This window comes from Sulfitobacter sp. HI0027, assembly GCF_001634775.1.
GTDB lineage: Bacteria > Pseudomonadota > Alphaproteobacteria > Rhodobacterales > Rhodobacteraceae > Sulfitobacter.
This window is the reverse complement of sequence record NZ_LWER01000141.1, coordinates 1-17518: the sequence shown is the minus strand read 5'-3', so window position 1 is coordinate 17518 and position 17518 is coordinate 1. Positions and strand designations below refer to the sequence as shown.

Annotated in this window: 17 protein-coding genes and 2 pseudogenes; 8 read left to right on the top strand and 11 right to left on the bottom strand. The window is 56.4% G+C overall.

Annotated features, from left to right (window positions below):
• Positions 1–360 precede the first annotated feature (360 nt).
• From A3722_RS08375 to A3722_RS08365, 3 genes are all read left to right on the top strand, one after another.
• Entirely contained in the window at positions 361–843 is a 483-nt protein-coding gene (locus tag A3722_RS08375; protein WP_067626109.1) for a hypothetical protein, read from the top strand.
• A gap of 86 nt (positions 844–929) precedes the next feature.
• A complete protein-coding gene (locus A3722_RS08370) occupies positions 930–1511 on the top strand; it encodes a hypothetical protein (RefSeq protein WP_067623654.1) in 582 nt (193 codons plus the stop codon).
• The gene (locus A3722_RS08365; RefSeq protein ID WP_067623658.1) at positions 1504–3780 is read left to right on the top strand and encodes an AAA family ATPase; all 2277 of its coding nucleotides are present in this window, start codon (positions 1504–1506) and stop codon (positions 3778–3780) included. The genes A3722_RS08370 and A3722_RS08365 overlap by 8 nt, the downstream gene beginning before the upstream one ends.
• A 229-nt stretch (positions 3781–4009) precedes the next feature.
• Here A3722_RS08365 and A3722_RS08360 read toward each other — a convergent pair whose 3' ends face one another.
• Positions 4010–4585 (bottom strand): hypothetical protein, encoded by a 576-nt coding sequence (locus tag A3722_RS08360; RefSeq protein WP_067623661.1) that lies wholly within the window; start codon positions 4583–4585, stop codon positions 4010–4012.
• A gap of 470 nt (positions 4586–5055) precedes the next feature.
• Here A3722_RS08360 and A3722_RS08355 point away from each other — a divergent pair, with 470 nt between their 5' ends.
• Entirely contained in the window at positions 5056–5637 is a 582-nt protein-coding gene (locus tag A3722_RS08355; RefSeq protein ID WP_067623663.1) for a GNAT family N-acetyltransferase, read from the top strand.
• Between the two features lie 408 nt (positions 5638–6045).
• On the opposite strand, the gene A3722_RS23225 is transcribed toward A3722_RS08355, so the two are convergent.
• Complete coding sequence (locus tag A3722_RS23225) at positions 6046–6480, bottom strand: hypothetical protein (protein ID WP_082849401.1); 435 nt, start codon at positions 6478–6480, stop codon at positions 6046–6048.
• A 648-nt stretch (positions 6481–7128) separates the two neighbouring features.
• Between A3722_RS23225 and A3722_RS08345 the strand changes: the two genes are divergently transcribed.
• Complete coding sequence (locus A3722_RS08345) at positions 7129–7677, top strand: LysR family transcriptional regulator (protein ID WP_082849400.1); 549 nt, start codon at positions 7129–7131, stop codon at positions 7675–7677.
• 248 nt (positions 7678–7925) lie between these two features.
• Here A3722_RS08345 and rarD read toward each other — a convergent pair whose 3' ends face one another.
• The 4 genes from rarD to A3722_RS08325 form a co-directional block, all read right to left on the bottom strand.
• Complete coding sequence (rarD, locus tag A3722_RS08340) at positions 7926–8867, bottom strand: EamA family transporter RarD (RefSeq protein ID WP_067624161.1); 942 nt, start codon at positions 8865–8867, stop codon at positions 7926–7928.
• A 179-nt stretch (positions 8868–9046) separates the two neighbouring features.
• On the bottom strand, positions 9047–10246 hold the full coding sequence (gene pcaF / locus A3722_RS08335; protein ID WP_067624158.1) for a 3-oxoadipyl-CoA thiolase: 1200 nt from the start codon (positions 10244–10246) through the stop codon (positions 9047–9049).
• On the bottom strand, positions 10243–10920 hold the full coding sequence (locus A3722_RS08330) for a CoA transferase subunit B (protein WP_082849407.1): 678 nt from the start codon (positions 10918–10920) through the stop codon (positions 10243–10245). The genes pcaF and A3722_RS08330 overlap by 4 nt, the downstream gene beginning before the upstream one ends.
• A 17-nt stretch (positions 10921–10937) precedes the next feature.
• Positions 10938–11657: a 3-oxoacid CoA-transferase subunit A gene (locus A3722_RS08325; RefSeq protein ID WP_067624151.1), complete on the bottom strand. Its 720-nt coding sequence runs from the start codon at positions 11655–11657 to the stop codon at positions 10938–10940.
• Positions 11658–11762: 105 nt separating this feature from the next.
• Between A3722_RS08325 and A3722_RS08320 the strand changes: the two genes are divergently transcribed.
• Positions 11763–12524, top strand: a complete 762-nt coding sequence (locus A3722_RS08320) for an IclR family transcriptional regulator domain-containing protein (RefSeq protein WP_067624163.1) — start codon at positions 11763–11765, stop codon at positions 12522–12524.
• A 72-nt stretch (positions 12525–12596) separates the two neighbouring features.
• On the opposite strand, the gene A3722_RS08315 is transcribed toward A3722_RS08320, so the two are convergent.
• From A3722_RS08315 to A3722_RS25175, 3 genes and pseudogenes are all read right to left on the bottom strand, one after another.
• Positions 12597–12815, bottom strand: a complete 219-nt coding sequence (locus A3722_RS08315) for a DUF2798 domain-containing protein (RefSeq protein ID WP_067624149.1) — start codon at positions 12813–12815, stop codon at positions 12597–12599.
• Positions 12816–13030: 215 nt separating this feature from the next.
• Positions 13031–13732, bottom strand: a complete 702-nt coding sequence (locus A3722_RS08310) for a substrate binding domain-containing protein (RefSeq protein WP_330220216.1) — start codon at positions 13730–13732, stop codon at positions 13031–13033.
• A gap of 15 nt (positions 13733–13747) precedes the next feature.
• Positions 13748–13924, bottom strand: a pseudogene (locus A3722_RS25175) (helix-turn-helix domain-containing protein); the annotation flags it as partial.
• Positions 13925–14056: 132 nt separating this feature from the next.
• On the opposite strand from A3722_RS25175, the gene A3722_RS08305 reads away from it, so the two are divergent.
• Positions 14057–14479 carry a DoxX family protein gene (locus A3722_RS08305; RefSeq protein ID WP_067624145.1) on the top strand — a complete coding sequence of 141 codons (423 nt, stop codon included), beginning with the start codon at positions 14057–14059 and terminating at the stop codon, positions 14477–14479.
• A 59-nt stretch (positions 14480–14538) separates the two neighbouring features.
• A complete protein-coding gene (gene ygiD / locus A3722_RS08300; RefSeq protein WP_201721987.1) occupies positions 14539–15363 on the top strand; it encodes a 4,5-DOPA dioxygenase extradiol in 825 nt (274 codons plus the stop codon).
• A 196-nt stretch (positions 15364–15559) separates the two neighbouring features.
• Here ygiD and A3722_RS08295 read toward each other — a convergent pair whose 3' ends face one another.
• Together A3722_RS08295 and A3722_RS08290 are read right to left on the bottom strand one after the other, a co-directional pair.
• A complete protein-coding gene (locus A3722_RS08295; protein WP_067627221.1) occupies positions 15560–16924 on the bottom strand; it encodes an ISNCY family transposase in 1365 nt (454 codons plus the stop codon).
• A gap of 110 nt (positions 16925–17034) precedes the next feature.
• Positions 17035–17518, bottom strand: a pseudogene (locus A3722_RS08290) (IS30 family transposase); the annotation flags it as partial.

The following is a 17518-nucleotide window of genomic DNA, read 5'->3' as shown; positions in this document are numbered from 1 at the left end:
AACATCGATTGTAGCCCCAAGCGGAGGCTCAATTTCATATTTCTGCGTAATCATATTTCCTATTTCATATTTTCTTTTTCCTCGATCCAATCTTTTATCATTCGCCTGATCATTTCAGGCCGTGTCGGCAAATCGTCTTCTTCTTTCCGAAAGGCGTCTATTTTTTTTATGACATCGTTGTGAAGCCTGAGCATAATTCCAGATGAATCGACGGGAGGGCGGCCTTTTTTTACCATTTTGCAATAGTTCCTCGAATTAAGAGTTGACTTATTGATATAATGGTATCATAATAAAGCAAGCGAGACAAGGGGTGCAACCCTCGCCTCGCTTTAAACACAACGATCTGCAAAGGAGATCATTATGCCTAAAGACTATTTTAACGATCCGATTGAGCGAGCGACAGGCGAAAGTTTTGCGACTTCCCCACACTCTCTCATGTTCGAGCGCTTGGTCAGCAACCTGCAGTCGACGCTCGAGGAGGAAGTCTTTTTTGACGATTCAGACTGGCCAGGTGGGTTCGACTGGCGCAGCGAGACCGATGCGGTCTGGCAAGGCCTTGCGGAGGATGCCACCCTGCTGGCGACCTTCCGGACACGCAGGCCCGCCGATCGGCTGCTGTGTCGCGCAGCGGGGGTGATCCACCGCGCCATTGGGTCGAAGTCGCCTGACGAGCTTGAGGCAGCGCGCATTAAACTCGCAAAACTTATGCAAAAACCTGCTGCGCCTCGCATTCATTTTATGCTTGAGGAAGCGGAGCTTTGTCTCGAGCAGATGGCAGAGCGCGCAGAGGCTGAGGACCAAGAGCCGCCGGAAGCCGATCTCGGTCTCACGCCAGAGGCATAAGCCTTCACCCTTCTCAAATTTAAGTCCCTGACCGGCGCCGCAGCGGCGGCCGGGCGGGTGATCTATTGCCACTAAAGGATAAAAAAATGACACATCAACCGACATTGGTTGGGTTCGAAGAGGTGTTTCACGCCCCTTTGAACGAGCCACATCAAGACCTACTTCAGTTTCCTCAGATTGATACTGATGCCCTGCGGTGCCATGGAAAGCAGTACGGCCGCGCAGGCGAGTTGCTCGTTGAAAGCGTTCTTTTGAGCGTCGGCGTACAAAGCGTGGGCGTGGCGGAGCATCTACCATTCGATTGTGTCGTATTTCTCAGCCAAGGTGTTCTTCGTGTGCAGGTCAAAACAGCGACAAGACCGCGCGCGAACTGCTTTAATTTCAACATTTCTCATGGTTACCACCGCTCCCCGGGCGGCGTGCGCCGCTATGCGGAGAATGACTATGATCTACTGGCGCTCGTTTGTTTGTCAGAAAATGTGGTGAAATTTACCGCGGACCGCCGACGGTCACAGACCATTGGTGTCGAGGAAGTTGAGAAGTTGAGGCGACGGCCGGGCGCGAGTTTTGAAGCTGCTTTAAGCGAAGTTGGAGTAGACCAGATGGCCTCAGCTCCCACAGGCCCAATGCCGTTTTTGTTATTGAGAGGGGGCGCAGAATATGACTGAACTTTTAAGCCAATCGCCACTGTTCCCGAGCAAATTTTCTGCCGGACTGGCGCGCCCCACCGTCGCTGCGCTGCGCGAGAGCGCTTTGGCTGAGTGGAAATCGAACGCCGAACGTTTTTATGAATATGGTGACGAGGAAGCTGACGGAGAAGCATCCATCGACCTGTTGCAGCCGCCCGTGCGCCAAATTTTTGAAGATGATGTGAGGCGTAGCGCCGATGGTTTCGAGGGGCCCCCTGCGGCAGAAACCATGACCACTGCTGAAATCGAGCGGTGTGTTGCAGATGGCGAAGACCCTTTTGCCTGTGCGGACCTGAATATCTCACCGCTCTGGCAGATCAAACCTCGGCCTGCCGCCGTTCTCGCCACAATTTTGATGTGTGCCATGGTCAAAGACGAGCAGGCCTTGGCAAAGATTTTCCGATCGGGGTGTATTACCCTGATGCTCTGCCCATCAGGTCCGATGCGGTCGCAAATTGAAAGCGTTGGCGCCGAAGTCCTGACCCATTGGCAGGGGAGGCTGCCCTGTCCATCGGCTCAGCAGGCGGCCCACCATGTTTATGAAAGCGGATCAAGCATGGTGGCGTCGGAGCCAAAACGATCGGTTCCGAAATTCCGACAGGCAATCGATAAAAGTCTGATGCGGCATGTACCCGTTCTGGCGGTCTGTAGCGCGAAGAACCAGCTCTCGGCGGAGCAGGAAAGCCTTGTGCATCAAACCTTCCGCTGGCCTGGTATTTCTCCGAAGGCTGTTATCGAAGTGCTCCGGTGCACACATAGCAATACCCGGCAACTTGCAGAAGATGAACTGCTGAAACGGCTGCCAGATGCTGAAGCGCTTCGGCGTCTCGGGCCGGTGCAAATTGCTGCGGCCTTTGAGGAAGTGACTACCTTACGCGTGGCGGATCGGCTCGCACAGATTACAGCAGCGCAAAGGGAAGGGCCATCAGTTACTCTGAACGACGTGCAAGGACTTGGGGGTGCAGTAAGACCTTTAAAGCAAATGCTGGCAGACCTAAAAGATTGGCGAGAGGGCAGGGCGGCGTGGTCTGAAGTGACGCGGAGCGGGTTGTTCCATGGACCCCCCGGCACCGGAAAGACGATGCTGGCGCATGCATTCGCTGGTTCTGCCGGGATTCCGATTGTCGCAACATCATATTCCGACTGCCAGCGACACGGGCATCAGGGCGATATGCTTGCGGCCCTTTCAGCCGCCTTCGAGCGCGCCGCTCAACAAGCACCTGCGGTGCTGTTTATCGATGAAATCGATAGCTTTTCTGATCGGTCTTCTGGCGGGCAGAACGATGGCTACCTGCGCGGGGTGACCAATGGATTGCTGGAACAAATCAATCGTGCAGCAGATGTCGAGGGCCTGATCCTGATAGGTGCGACCAATCATCTCGACATCGTGGATCCGGCGGTTATCCGCAGTGGACGGTTCGATGTGAAGCTGGAGATCCCGCTGCCAAACCGCGCCGGACTTCTTGCAATTCTCGCCGCAAAATTGAAGGTCGAGGATGGCTCTGATTTGAATTTGGGCTCAATTGCAGACCGCCTCCTCGGCGAGACCGGGGCCACCGCCGAGGCAATTGCGCGTGATGCGCTTGGCAGAGCGCGCACGGATCGGACGCGGTTGCTCCAGCGACATCTGGAAGCGGCCGTAGACCAAGTCGCGCCACCTCTCGAACCGGCCCTGATGCACCGTGTTGCCATCCACGAAGCAGGGCATCTTCTCGCGGCATTGCTGTCGCCCATGCCGACTCCTGTGAGGGCTTGGATGACGGCTCGGGGTGGACATGTTGAGCCAGCTCCTTTGCCTACGATCACTCCTAAGCTGGCAGAGGCCAAACTCAGGATGTGTCTTGCAGGCCGCGTGGCCGAGACTTTGGTGTTGGGCGAAGCGGCCAATGGAGCCGGGCTTGGGGCGGCTAGCGACCTTGCGCAGGCAACTAGGCTTGCGCTGGAGATGGACTTGAACTGGTCGTTCGGCGGCGCTGACTTGATCTGGCGGGATGCGAGCCAAGTGGATTTTGACAGGCTCCCCATCAGGACGCAACGGCGGATCCAGGCGACGTTGCAGGATGCAGAACTGGCTGTCAGCAGTTTGCTTAAGGAACACCTAAATGGTCTGAAGCGGATCGCAGCTGAGCTGATTTGCAGAAGAGAGTTGACCAGAAGCGATTTGGATGAACTTTCCAAAGATTTATTACCTTCGCAGCGTTCCGTAGGCACGACACGCCAGCCAGAATGCCTGCACAACACCTCGTAATTGCGACTTTCCGACTGGCTGGCGGAAGCCCTTTGGGCTCCGGCCACCCCCCAATTCGGGCGTCTTCCCTGTGCCGCCCTATACATGGCGCGCCTCCGGCGGATCCGTGAGGGCGACCCGGGGGTTGGCCGGGCCAACGAATCGAAAGGGTTGTACTTCGGCCCTGCTTCTTCTTAGGCAGGTAGGCGTGTTTTTTATCTTCGGGTGGCGTTTCGCTTGGAGGCACATCTCAGACTCTGAAGCCTCGTGTCGCATGGCGGATTATATCATCATGTGCCGCAGACCGCACAATCACTTCTCTAAACGCCCGTTGATTTATGAAACAATAATCGCGTTGAGCGTGCATCAGTCGCCAGCCGTCGCGCACGCGGCGCAGAACAACGTAAGTTGTGATGCTTCTGCCGATCTGTAAGCGCGCAGAAGACTTTCCCGCCGGGCGAAATCGCACCAAAGTTCCAGCTCGATTCTTGACCCTGATACCGCGAGTATCGAGCAATTTCTCGCAGTCATGAGCGATGCTAATGAGCCTATCGGGGCAGATCGTCCAGGCCCGGGCTTTTCCGTTCACATGGTTCAGAACTGCCGCCATTTCCGCTCTACCGGCCGTGTTGATCTGATGCTTTTCGAGTTTTTTCTGTTCTAATTCAGCCTGGAGGTTCGCAACCTGTTCGGGTTGCCAATTATCCAGCCAGCGCTTTTTTTCTTGGGCCGCTGCCAGTGCTTTTTCTCCCAGCTCGATTTCAAATTCGAGTTTGAATATTTTATTGTCGCCTTTACGGCTGGTTATAATTGGATAGGTCGTCATTTAAAATTTTATCCATTAATTAACTTTTTATGAGAAGTGTCCAGTAATTGAGGTATTCTTTGCTGGAACTCTCACAAACAGATATACATGAAGCTGTTTAAAGAATGATGAAAGCACGAGGAATAATACATTGGGCCTGTGAATTATATCAATTTTAGCTAGCGGTATGGCAAAATCAGGAGGCCTAAGGGGTAACGATATTGCATATTGCCTACGGAGGATCAGAAAATGGATACTGTGCGTGGTGTGGATCGATTTACCATATGCTTCTGTTGCCAAGTCGGCTGGAAACAATTGCCGCTGGGGCGATTGATAGCTCAGTAGATGCTATGTTCTTCAAGGGTATCATTCGAGCTATAGTTCGCCCTCCGTAATCAAAAGAACTGGTAGCCAATCCGCCGCAGCAGGCTATCTAAAGCGTCTAAGCAAAGATCCTCTATGATGGAAAAGCGAAAGGAATGGCGGGGGCGATGGCCACACCGGAAACTGTTGAGAGCCTCAAAACCGAGGTTAAAAGGCTGAATCGCGAACTCCGTGCTTTTGTTGCTGTCGCGCTGCAGCACGGGCTACGCGATTATTGTGCAACTCGGCACCCGAAGTTGACTGCGGAGCTTGAGAAATACTACGCGCATTCACAACTCCGCGCGCACCAGAAATACGATCGAGTCCTTACCAGGATCCGCGATGTTTCCGGATTACAGGGTGCCGCGGGTGATACCGCAGAGCGAACTTATTACCGCAATGAACAGGACAATGTGGCCTATATTGAGCACGCGCTGAAAAATAAACGGTTCGTCCTCGGTGGAATTTGGGTCGCGCCTCAGTATCGCGGCAAGGGTGTGGCCCACAAAATCCTCCGAGTCTTGGTGGAGGCATCTGACGAAGCTGATCTGAGTATTGAGCTCTATCACGAGCCGTTTGGCGAAGAAGGTTTAGGCGTGAATGCGTTAGTGGCCTTCTATAATCGACACGGGTTTACCAGGCATGATGCGGTGCCAGGCGGCATGGTCCGCTTTCCGCGGTCTCCGCTTGATCTCTATACTGACAAGTGAGTCTGGGCGGGCGTCAAATCTGCACATTTTCTGCTGTGTCCAACTCAAAATTGGAAAACGCAGTTTAACCTAGCCATATTTTTTAGGGGAAAATGACGGCGAATTGTAAGGGTGGTACGGTGGGGACAGTAACCGGGAAACAGTCCCGGAAGGCATGAGGTGTCTCAATCCGACCGCGCGTATAGCGTTTCCAGAAGATCGCACCTTATCCGTATTGATCCCTTTGAGCCCGAAGCCTTGCATTTGATCGGCTTGACCAAGCCGGTCAGGGGGGCAGTCACGGTGAGTTACAGTCGGTTCCAGTCGCCCAAATACGTGAACGCTTCCTATACGTTCTTTAACTACATGACCGGGCACGACAGCTTCCTGTTGGTGCCCGGCTTTGCATCGCGCAGTCAAATACGGATCTCAAGTGAAATCTGGGCTTGTGCAACTGCCGTGCTGTTCCTCGGGTGGGTAACGGTCTGCTTTTCGCTTTTTGACCCCCGGAGTAAGCAGTTTGCGCAAAGCTGCTTCTGATACTCCGCCAATGCACTTTTCCAGGGCTAAGGCTATGCGGCGCACATGCGTGACAGACTCCACCCCCGCTATTTCTGCACAGTGTGCTGCCGTCCGCGCAGTTTTCATCTCCGGAAATGGAAAATTCCGGCTCGGGGCGCAGCAGTTTTCGACGGAACTGCTGCGTTCTTCCGCATAAAAACGTCCCGCACTATCCCAATTTCCGGGCGGATTGACTCTGCGGCTCTTCCGGTCTGCGAATTCAAAGCCAGCTTTGATTTCATCTGCTTGATAGGCCAGTTCGGTTGCGAGAACGGTAATCTTATCTTTGTAATTAATAGTCATCTTTTTTCCTAAAATTTAAGTTTGTTATGCGAGTGAGTTGTTTTCGACCATCGCAAGCTATACCTATAGGAAGCTCGTTAAATTATCGTTAACGGTTCCCGAGAATTGAGAATATATTCGAAATTCCGATCGCGGACGACGAATATCCATTCTGATATCCTCCGAGCTATAGAGCCGTTCTAGAGCGCTTTCTGACATCTGCATGTCATCATACTACCGATTGTGGCGCGTCCTGGACCCGATTTATATTTTGGAACCTATTTAGTTAGAGTTTATATTTAAGTGCTACAGCATAACGATATTTGGGGTCGGATGCATAATTGGTCTTCAAATTAGTTTGTAATTTCGAGAATATGGGGGCGTTTTGGGTTGTTGAACTGCTCGCGAGAATTGAATTCGCGATTGGTGCTGCTTTGCTCCGCGCCTCCCAATATCGTGCAATCGCGTATTCGATTAAAAAATAGGCAGGCGGCACCAAAAGTGGGCATTTAGCCTAGCTGCCCATGGGAATCGAAGCTCATATCGTTCGGTCCATTGCTGCAGCGCAGTATCGTGGTGCATCATGGAAGCGAGCCTCCCCCCAACCCTTCGCAGTTTGCCCCTCGCGCGGCGGCACAGCGCCAAACTGGAACATACGAGTGAATTGACATGGATTTATCAGCGCAAATGCTGATCTTTGCCACCGTGGTAGAGCGAGGGAGCATTTCCGCGGCGGCGCGGTCCATGGGCCAAACCCCATCCGCAGTCAGCAAGCAGATCAGCCTTTTGGAGGATCACGCGCACTTTAGTCTGCTCAACCGCACGCGGACCGGCGTTTTGCCGACTCCGGAGGGTCAGGAATTCTATCTTAAATGTCAGGCGATGGCAGAGAAGTTCAAGGACGCTGAAGCGCATATATCTAACCTTGATGATGTGCCGCGCGGCAAATTGCGGATCGCCTCGACGGTGGCTTTTGGCAAATCTCAGTTGATCCCGGCCTTGCCTGTGTTTCTGGCCATGAACCCAGAGGTTGAGGTATCTCTCGAACTGACAGATCGCGAGATTGGCCTGCAAACAGAGGGTTTCGACGCGGCGGTAAGTTTTGCCGAGCAGCATAAGAACCCCGATGTCTTCGTGCGCCGGATAATGCATAGCCACCGCGTGCTCTGCGCGGCGCCGCACTACTCGGTCTTGGCAGTCCCGGTGTCCGGTTCCTGATAGGCTACGTTATAGCCTTGATTAAAAAGTTTTGCGCAGCCGCCGTGTCTGGGTGTTCAGCCAGCATGAAGTCAGAGGTATGGCCAACGCGGTCCGCAGTTTGATACGAATAGAAACAGCTGCCTTTACGAATATTTCGTCCAGGCACCAAGTTAATGTGCGACTTTGAAGGAAGCCATTCTTTTCACTTACCAATCAGGCAGTCTAATTGACCATTCTGGGGAGTATGCGGCAGAAGTTCTAAAGCTTTAGCCCTGCCCCAAGGACCCCTTGGCAGGACGGCTCCGACGCATCTGTTGAAGCATCGAAGACGAGTAAAGGATCAGCGCCGCCCAGATCATCGGGAAGGCAATCATTCGCGCGCGGCCAAACTCTTCGCCGAAAACAAAGACCGCTACGATGAAGATCATGGTGGGCGCGATGTACTGCAGAATTCCGATGGTCGAGAGACGCAAGAGCTTGGCGCCGTTGGCGTAAATTAGCAAAGGCACGGCTGTAACCGCGCCACAGCCCAGCAAAAGCCAAGTATCGATAGGCGCCCCAGTGAGGAAATTCCCCTGACCGGTCGATGTAAGGTAGGCAATATAGGCCAAGGCCGGAACAAGCAGAAGCAACACTTCAAGAAGGAAGCCTTGGTTCGGCCCGATCGGCAGACTCTTTTTGGCCAGCGCGTAAAAGCCCCAGCTCAATGTCAGCCCCAAGGCAACCCATGGGATCGAGCCGGTGTCCAGTGCCAGCACGAGCACGGCCCCCACAGCGAGGCCCACTGCGAGCAATTGCCGCTTGGACATACGTTCCCCCAGAAGAAGGGCGCCCAATAGAATGCTGAATAGAGGGTTGATGTAATAACCCAATGCTGCATCAAGCGCGTGGCCCGAGGCGATCGCCCAAACATAGATGCCCCAATTGATCGAGATCAGCGTGGCCGTGACTGCGCCCATAAGCAGCGTCCGGGGGGAGAGTAAGGCCGCCTTCAAATCCCGCGTCCGCCGCATCGCCACGAGTACAAACGCGGCAATCGGCACAGACCAGACCACCCGGTGGGCGACAACCTCGGCCGCCGGGATATGCGCCAGCGCCTTCATATAGAGCGGCAGGAACCCCCAGAACACATAGGCTGTAATAGCAAAAGCCAGCCCCTGAGGCGTGTCTTCGTTTGTTTTTCTCGTGAGGCTGTCGGGGTTGCGCATGGGTGGTCCTCCGCATTCGTCCTAACCCCTTCTATGAACGTCTGCCAGCGTCAAACTACCGGTCGTCTGAATGGCTGAACTTGCAGGCAGAGCTTGGAATGGCGCTAGGTCGGTTACCCCTCATTTCGGATATCTACCGGCAACAAAGGGATCGCCATTCCAGTACTACGCACGGCGGCTCAGACGGCCTCCAACGAGATTGCGATCCCTTGGCCGACACCGATGCACATTGTGGAAAGGGACTTCTCTCCGGGTTTTAACTCCAGCATGGCCGTGCCGGTGATCCTGGCCCCTGACATGCCAAGCGGATGTCCAAGACTGATTGCGCCGCCGTTGGGGTTCACCCGTGGATCGTCGTCTGCGATGCCCAAATCACGTAAGGTGGCAAGGCCCTGTGACGCGAAAGCCTCGTTCAGTTCGATGATGCTGAAATCCTCTTGCTTCAGCCCGAGCCGCGCCATCAGCTTTTTGGACGCAGGCGCAGGACCAAAGCCCATGATACGCGGTGCGACCCCGGCCGTCGCGCCGCCGAGGACTTTGGCAATAGGGGTCAGCCCATGTTTCTCTGCGGCTTCTTTCGTGGCGAGGATCAAGGCAGCCGCACCATCATTCACGCCGGAGGCATTGCCCGCCGTCACCGTGCCATCTGCTTTGACGAAGGATTTGAGCTTTTGCAGCGCTTCCAAGGTGGTCGAAGGGCGGGGGTGTTCATCTTCTGACAGGATGAGGGGGTCGCCCCGACGTTGCGGAATGGAGACAGGCACGATCTCTTGCGCCAGACGCCCGCTTGCTATCGCGGCACCCGCTTTTTGCTGGGACCGCAGGGCGAAGGCATCTTGATCTGCACGGTTAACGTCAAAATCCTCCGCTACATTCTCGGCGGTTTCAGGCATTGAATCGACGCCATATTGTGCCTTCATCAATTTGTTGACGAAACGCCAGCCGATGGTGGTGTCAAAAACCTCGTTGGCCCGTGAAAAGGCCGTCTCGGCCTTGGGCATCACGAAGGGGGCGCGCGACATGCTCTCAACCCCACCGGCGACGATCACCTCGGCCTCTCCGGCCTTGATCGCCCGTGCGGCGGTGATCACCGCATCCATGCCTGAGCCGCAGAGTCGGTTCATCGTGGTGCCGGGCACGGTCTCGGGGTAGCCCGCCAGCAGCAGCGACATCCGTGCGACGTTGCGATTGTCCTCACCCGCCTGATTGGCGCAGCCGAAGATGACTTCGTCGATCGCCGCGGGATCCAAAGATGGGTTACGCTCGATCATCGCCCTGAGGGGCACCGCGCCCAGATCATCGGCCCGTACCGAAGACAGTGCCCCGCCATATCGGCCAATGGGGGTGCGGATGTAGTCGCAGATATAGACGTCGATCATGCCAATTCCTCCGGTACGATAAGATCGGCAACATCGCCTTCAATGTGCAGCGTGGCCCCGGTGACGGCCTGTAGAGCGTCCATGCTCAGCCCCGGCACTTTCTCCCGCAGGATGAACCTGCCGTCCCTGATGTCGATCACCGCAAGGGAGGTATAGACTTGGGTGACGCACCCCACGCCGGTCAGCGGGAAGGTGCAGCGCTCAACCAGTTTCGGGCCGCCGTCCTTGGTGACATGATCGGTGACCACGGCCACGCGTTTGGCGCCATGTACAAGGTCCATCGCGCCGCCCACGGCAGGCACGCCCTTGGTGCCGACGCGCCAATTCGCCAGATCGCCATTCTGAGCCACCTGATAGGCTCCCAGCACGGCGAGATCGAGATGCCCGCCGCGGACCATCGCGAAACTGTCTGCATGGTGGAAAAACGCGGCACCGGGCTTGAGCGTGATCGGCTTCTTTCCAGCGTTGATCAGATCCCAGTCCTCTTCGCCCTCTTTCGGGGCCTGACCGAAACCCAGAACCCCGTTTTCGGTGTGATAGGTCACATCGCGACCTTCGGGCTGGAACTTGGCGATCATCTCGGGGAAGCCGATGCCGAGGTTGACGTAAGATCCGTCTTCGATGTCCTGCGCCGCGCGCCATGCGATCTGCGCGTTCGAAAGCTTGTCCTGCATGATGTTGAACTCAGCCATCAGTAAACCACTCCCGTGCGCACAAGCACTTCTTCTTGTTGGGGTTCTGCCACTTCCACGATGGCATCGACGAAGATACCCGGGGTGATGACAGCTTGCGGGTCAATGCTGCCAGGCTCCCCCAGCAGGCTGACCTGCGCGATGGTTTTCGCTGCCGCCATGGCCATCAGCGGGTTAAAGTTGCGGCCTGCCATGCGGTAGGTCAGGTTGCCGGTGCGATCCCCGTCCTGCCCCTTGATCAGCGCAAAATCCGCCTTAAGCCATCTTTCGCGGACATACATCTTGCCGTCGAATTCCTCGGTCGGTTTGCCTTCGGCAAGTTCCGTGCCGAAGGAGGTCGGCGTGTAGAAGGCGGGGATGCCGGCACCGGCGGCGCGGATGCGCTCGGCCAATGTGCCTTGGGGGACGAGGTCCAGCTCGATCTCGCCCGCGAGGTACTTTTCATTGAAGGCTTCGGCGTTTGAACTGCGCGGGAACGAGCAGATCATCTTGCGGACCATGCCTGCTTTGATCATCGCGGCGATCCCGCAATAGCCGTTGCCTGCGTTGTTGTTGATGACAGTGATCGCCGCCGGGCTGCCGGTGGCGCGAAAGCGGTCGATAAGGGCGTGGATCAGTTCGATCGGCGCGCCAGAGCCGCCAAACCCTCCGATCATCACCGTCGCCCCATCTGGGATATCGGCCACGGCCTCGGCCACGGTAGGAAGTGCTTTGTCCATTGCTGGTCTCCTCAGGTTGCCGAGGGTCTAGCGGTCAGGCGTATGCAGAGCCAGAAATTTGTGCGTATGTTGACATTTGTTCGTTTCGCGCAATTTGTTGTGCGCATGACGAACAAATCCAGCAGTACGATCTCATCTCTCGCCAAGGGACTTCGGGTGATCGAATGTTTCGACGCACAGCGCCCCAAGCTGTCGATCAGCGAGGTCGCGGCGCTGACCGGGCTTGACCGTGCCACCTCGCGCCGGTGCCTGTTGACGCTCCATGCCGAAGGCTACGCTGCCTATGACGGGAAGTTCTTTACGCTGACGCATCGCTGCTTGCGCCTCGGTACGGGGGCCATCGGTGGCTTGCAACTGCCGCAGGTTGTGCAGCCGTGGTTAGATCAACTGACCGAACAAATCAGCCAGAGCTGCTCCGTCGCCATTCTTGACGAGACCGAGATTGTCTATCTCGCCCGCGCGTCGCAGCGGCGGGTTATGTCGATTGGCCTGATGCCCGGGTCACGCCTGCCGGCACATAGCACCTCCATGGGGCGGGTGCTGTTGGCCGCGATGCCAGATGCGGAAGGGCGCCGGGTCATTGAGGCGTCCGATCTGTCCCCGCGTACCCGGTTCAGTCTGACGGACCCGGAGGAAATCATGGCGCAGGTACAAACGGCGCGGACGCGCGGCTATGCGATGGTCGATCAGGAGGTTGAGATCAGCCTGCGCTCGCTCGCGGTGCCGGTGCTCAACAGCAAGGGTGCCGTGGTTGCGGCCCTGAACACCGGGATGGCAGCAACGCAGCCGGATCCGGAGGAATTAGTCGAGAGTTACCTGCCAGCGCTGCTCAAGGTGCAGGCCGGAATTGCCCGCATTCTTGGATAGGGGCACGCAGGGGGGGGGCGGTCATGCAGCGGGTCATCCCCACTGCATAAATGGATTCACGCCAAATTTGGATTATTTTGCGACGGTCCGATTGGCGATTGCGAATGCCAATGGCGTCGTGAATTGGGTGAAGACAAACGCGATAGGCCAGGCGGTGAGCGCTTGCCAAGGCCAAGCCAAAAGCCATTCCATAGTAAGCCCCATGATCAATAGCGACATTGTGCCTGACATTAAAACCGCCATCATGAAGGTGATGAGGATTTGAGCGAAGATAAGAGTTTTTCGGTTCATTTAGGTCGTTTCCATGTTGCGGTCGGAGGGGGGAACACAACTCCCCCGGCACCGACCATGATAGGTCGATGCCGAGGGTTCGCAGGATACTGCGACTGGATCTCTGGAAATCAGAGGGCCGGAATAACCAACCGGCCTCAGAATCTTTTCGGCGGTTAAGACTTACCGCCAGAGACCTGACCGTGCAAGGTGATCTACCTTTACAGCTTTACGCTTTAGAAAGAGCTCCCGCCGATGTCGGCCACGATAAAATCGATAAGCGTCCGTACCTTGCGCGGCAGGGCGCGGCCTTCAAGGTAAACAGCCGCAACGTCCCCTTTTTCCCCGGTCCACTCGGCCAAAAGCGGCACCAACGCGCCGCCCTCAATGGCGTCACTCACCGCGAAACTCGGGATATAGGCCACTCCAAGCCCTTGGCGCGCGAGTTCTGCCGCCGCATGAGCGGAGTTCACTTGAAATCGTCCTTTGACCTGGACGACCCGCTCCTCAGACGCTCGGGTGAAGTTCCAACGACGCGGAAAGCGCCGGTTCGTGTCGACGATGCAGGCTACCTCGGACAAGTCTTCAGGCTTTGCGATCTCGGGGCTCTGGGCCAAAAAGGCGGGGCTGGCCACAAGAATGCTTTCGAAGCTGGTCAGACGGCGGACCTTCATGGACGACAGATCAAAATGGCCGATGCGCAAGGCAAGATCGATCCCTTCTGATGCAAGGTCCGCATAGGTATCGCTCAATCGCAGATCGATGGTTAGATCAGGATACTTGGCGCCGAAGCGTGCCAGCATACCGGCCACGTAAATCTCGCCAAAAGTGACGGGGGCCGTTATCCGGAGCGGACCGGACAGGCCTTCGGATCCTTGCGAAACTTCCTCCAGGAGGTCGTCGATCCCATCAAGGAGCGCGGGGACACGGGCGAGCAAGGTTTCCCCGGCCGGGGACAGCCCAACTTGCCGTGTCGTTCTTTGCAGCAGGCGAACCCCAATCCTTTGTTCAAGCTCGGCCACATACTTTGACGTCAGGCGGTTGGAGGTGCCTAATTCTTCGGCCGCCGCTGTGAATGACCCACATCGGGCCGTCACCATAAAAGCGCGCAATTGATCTAAAAGGTCCATCTTATTCAGTACATTTTATGGATAGTCATTCCATATATTCGCCATTTTGAGCAAAGGAGGCAAGGCGTATGTAGGGGCCACACCAAAAACAGGCCGCTTGCGGGTGGCCTCCCCCGAAAAGGAAACAAACGAATGACAACGCAATCCAATACCGATCTCGCCGCACTGGCGCTCCGCCTCTCCAGCGGTGTTCTCTTTCTCGCCCACGGGTGGATGAAGGTGAGCTTGTTCACCATTACCGGCACCGTCGCGTTTTTTGAAAGCCTCGGCCTGCCGGGCTTTTTTGCTTACCTGACAATCCTCGCTGAGCTTGGCGGCGGTCTTTTGTTGATCGCTGGCATCGCAGTGCGCCTAGTGTCCTTGCCGTTGTTTGCCATCCTTCTTGGATCGGTCTGGGCCCATGCCGGGTTCGGCTGGACCTTCTCGAACGAAGGTGGCGGCTGGGAATTCCCGCTGTTCTGGGCGGTTGTTCAAGGCGTGATCGCCCTGCTGGGTGCGGGCGCCTATGCGCTGCGCCTGCCGGTGATTGACCGTGCCTTGGGCAAATTCGCCTGATCCGCTGAACCCTTCCGGATCACCCGATCAAGGGTGATCCGGTCAATAGAGGAGAGCTCATTATGCAGACCCATAGCTTGCAGAGCCTACGCGATCGCTTCGCACCTACTCAAAGAATGCCGGTTGTTTTTCTCGGCCATGGGAGCCCCATGCACGCCATCACGGAGGGGCCTTTCAGCCAGGCTTGGGCTACTTTGGGACAGGGCCTGCCACGGCCAAACGCGATCCTTGTGGTATCGGCGCATTGGATGACGCGCGGAACAACGCTGGTCGATGTCTCCGCACTGCCGCGCACGATCCACGACTTCAATGGCTTTCCCGACGCGCTTTATGCTGAGCAATACCCGGCACAGGGCCAGCCGGAGCTGGCGCGCGAAGTTGTCTCCCTCCTCGCGAGCCACCGGGCCGAGGAAGACGGCACCTGGGGGCTAGACCATGGCGCTTGGGCGGTTCTTAAGCATCTCTACCCGGAAGCGGATGTTCCTGTTTTTCAGGTCTCCATTGACATGGCGCAGGGGTTGGCACATCAACTTGAGATCGGCCAAGCACTGTCCCAGCTACGAGACCGGGGCGTGCTCATTCTCGGGTCTGGCAATATCGTTCATAACCTGCGGCGGCTGAGCTTTGTCGGAAGACCCGAAGCTTTTGCGCTGGAGTTCGATGATCTGGTTACCGGTCGTTTGATCGACCGTGACTTCGAAACGCTGGCAAATCGCGAAAAGCTGGGCTCTCTACTGACCGAAGCGCACCCCAGCGTGGACCACTACTTGCCCGCGCTCACAATCGCGGGCGCATCGGATCAGCGCGATGACCTGTTGTTCATGACCGACAGCATCGACCTTGGGTCGATCTCCATGCGGTCCTTTATCTTCCATCCGAAATAGGCGACGGCGGCCTTCGAGGTTCAGGTGAGGGTAGCAGCGTCCCATTGACTCTCTGTATTCGTACAGAATTTGCACTTCGTTTGTGAATCCACCCCGACATTGCCATGTTGCAACCAAGTAGAAATGTCACCGGGTTTGCAAAGCAGGAATGTCACCAAAATCGCTGAGATGAGCAAAGCCTGACAGGGCGGAGACCTCAATTATCGCAGCCCTGGCTGGCTTTGCGGGCCGCGTTTCGCTTGCGGTCTGCGAGGGTGTTCCAGCCGTTGTTGCGTCGTCCGCTCTTCCGGTATCCGTTTCTGGCACTTTCCGGGCGCACCTCGGCGCTGACGGCGGCCTTGTCCTGTTCGGCCTTGATATGAGCCAGCACTGCGCTGAGGTGTTTGTTGTCGGTGATTGCCGCGTGCGTGACGCGCTGCTGATGCGGATCGAAGATGGTGCAGGGCAGGGCGATGCCATTGTGTCGAACCTGGATGCGCCCGTTAGGGAACTCGTAGGTGTCGGCGTATTTGCCGACCAGACCGCGCGTCAGATCGTTGACCTCCAGCCGGATGCGCTTGTGGTCGTACTTCAGGGTCAGATCTTTGCTGACATAGCGTTTGTTGCGCAGACAGAAGATCTCGGCCAGCCGATCCGGTGCGGCGTTCAACGCACGGTGCAAATTGTCCGGACGGGCAGCGGGCTTGGCAAACCTGTCATTATAGCGTTCCATGAAGCCAGGGAGGAAGGCATTTGCAGCCTTCATGTCCGAGATGCCCGCGATGCGCAGCTCTTTGACCAAGCGGTCCTGTAACGTCCGGTTCGCACGTTCCACGCGGCCCTTGGCCTGGCTGGTATTGGCGCACAATATCTCGATCTGCAGCTCTGCCAAAGCGCGCCCGAACTGGGTCATGCCCGTCATGTGCTCGCTGGGTTTTGGTACGCGAAAGACCGTGTGTTTGTCGCTGTAGAACGCGACGGAGCGGCCGTGCGTCGTCAGATAGCGCTCCAATGCTTCGAAGTAGCTGAAGGTGCTCTCTGACTTGACGAAGCGCAGTTCCATCAACGTGCTAGTGGCGTCGTCGATGAACACGAGCAGGGTGCAGGGATCTCCCCGATCCTCGAACCAACGGTGCTCCGAGCCGTCAATCTGGATGAGTTCGCCAAAGCATTCTCTACGCAATCTGGGTTGATGAAATGTCCGGCGCTGTTTGCGCGAGAGCCAAAGACCGCCTTCCTGCATCCACTTGCGAACCGTCTCGCGCGACACCTTGAACCCGTGATGCTCGGCCAGCATCTCCGCTGCTAGGGTTGGCCCAAAGTCGGGATAGTTCTCTCTGATCAGCGATAGAGCGTAATCCCGTTTGGCTTTATGGATGCAATTGTTCGGGGGCTTGCCGCGCGCCTTGTGCCGGATCGCCGACGCGCCATCCTGACGATAAAGCTTCAACAGCCGGAATACTTGCCGACGCGTCAGCGCCAACATGTTCGCTGCGTTGTCTACGGTCAGCCGACCATCATCGACCTGCGCCAAAACCTCCACGCGGTTCAACTCGCGCTCGCTCATAACCACCCATCCCATGTCCGCTCATCCTCCCACCGTTATGCGAGGAGAGTGACATTCCTGAATTGTTCATGGGTGACATTTTAGCTTTGCGGCTGGTGTCTCAAGGGTCGTTGCGACAGTTTCCGCTATCTCAGTTTCCTCAACTCTTCCCTGAACGCTTCCGTCGGTGTGCGCCAACCAAGGCACTTTCTTGGCGTGCCGTTGAGGCGGTCACAAATCGCCTTCATATTGCGATTTGAGAGCGCCGCGAGCTGGGTGTCACGGGGAAGATATCGCCGTGCGCGTTTGTTGAGGTTCTCGACCGAGCCTTTTTGCCAGGGTGCTTGTGGGTCACAAAACCAGCTGTCAGTGCCGATGCCCGACTTGAGCTTTCTCCACTCCCGGAATTCGAAACCACGGTCAAAGGTGATCGATTTGCGGGCCGGCTGGGGTAGGGGTTCCATCACATCCATCAGCTTGCGCATGAAGTGGGTCGAACTGCGGTCGTTGTTGCGAAACAGGACGGCGAACCTGGTCTTGCGTTCGACGAGCGAAGCCACGTTCATCTTGCCATTGGCACGTTAAAAGATCATCAGATCGCCTTCCCAGTCACCGAACGCCTCGCGTGTC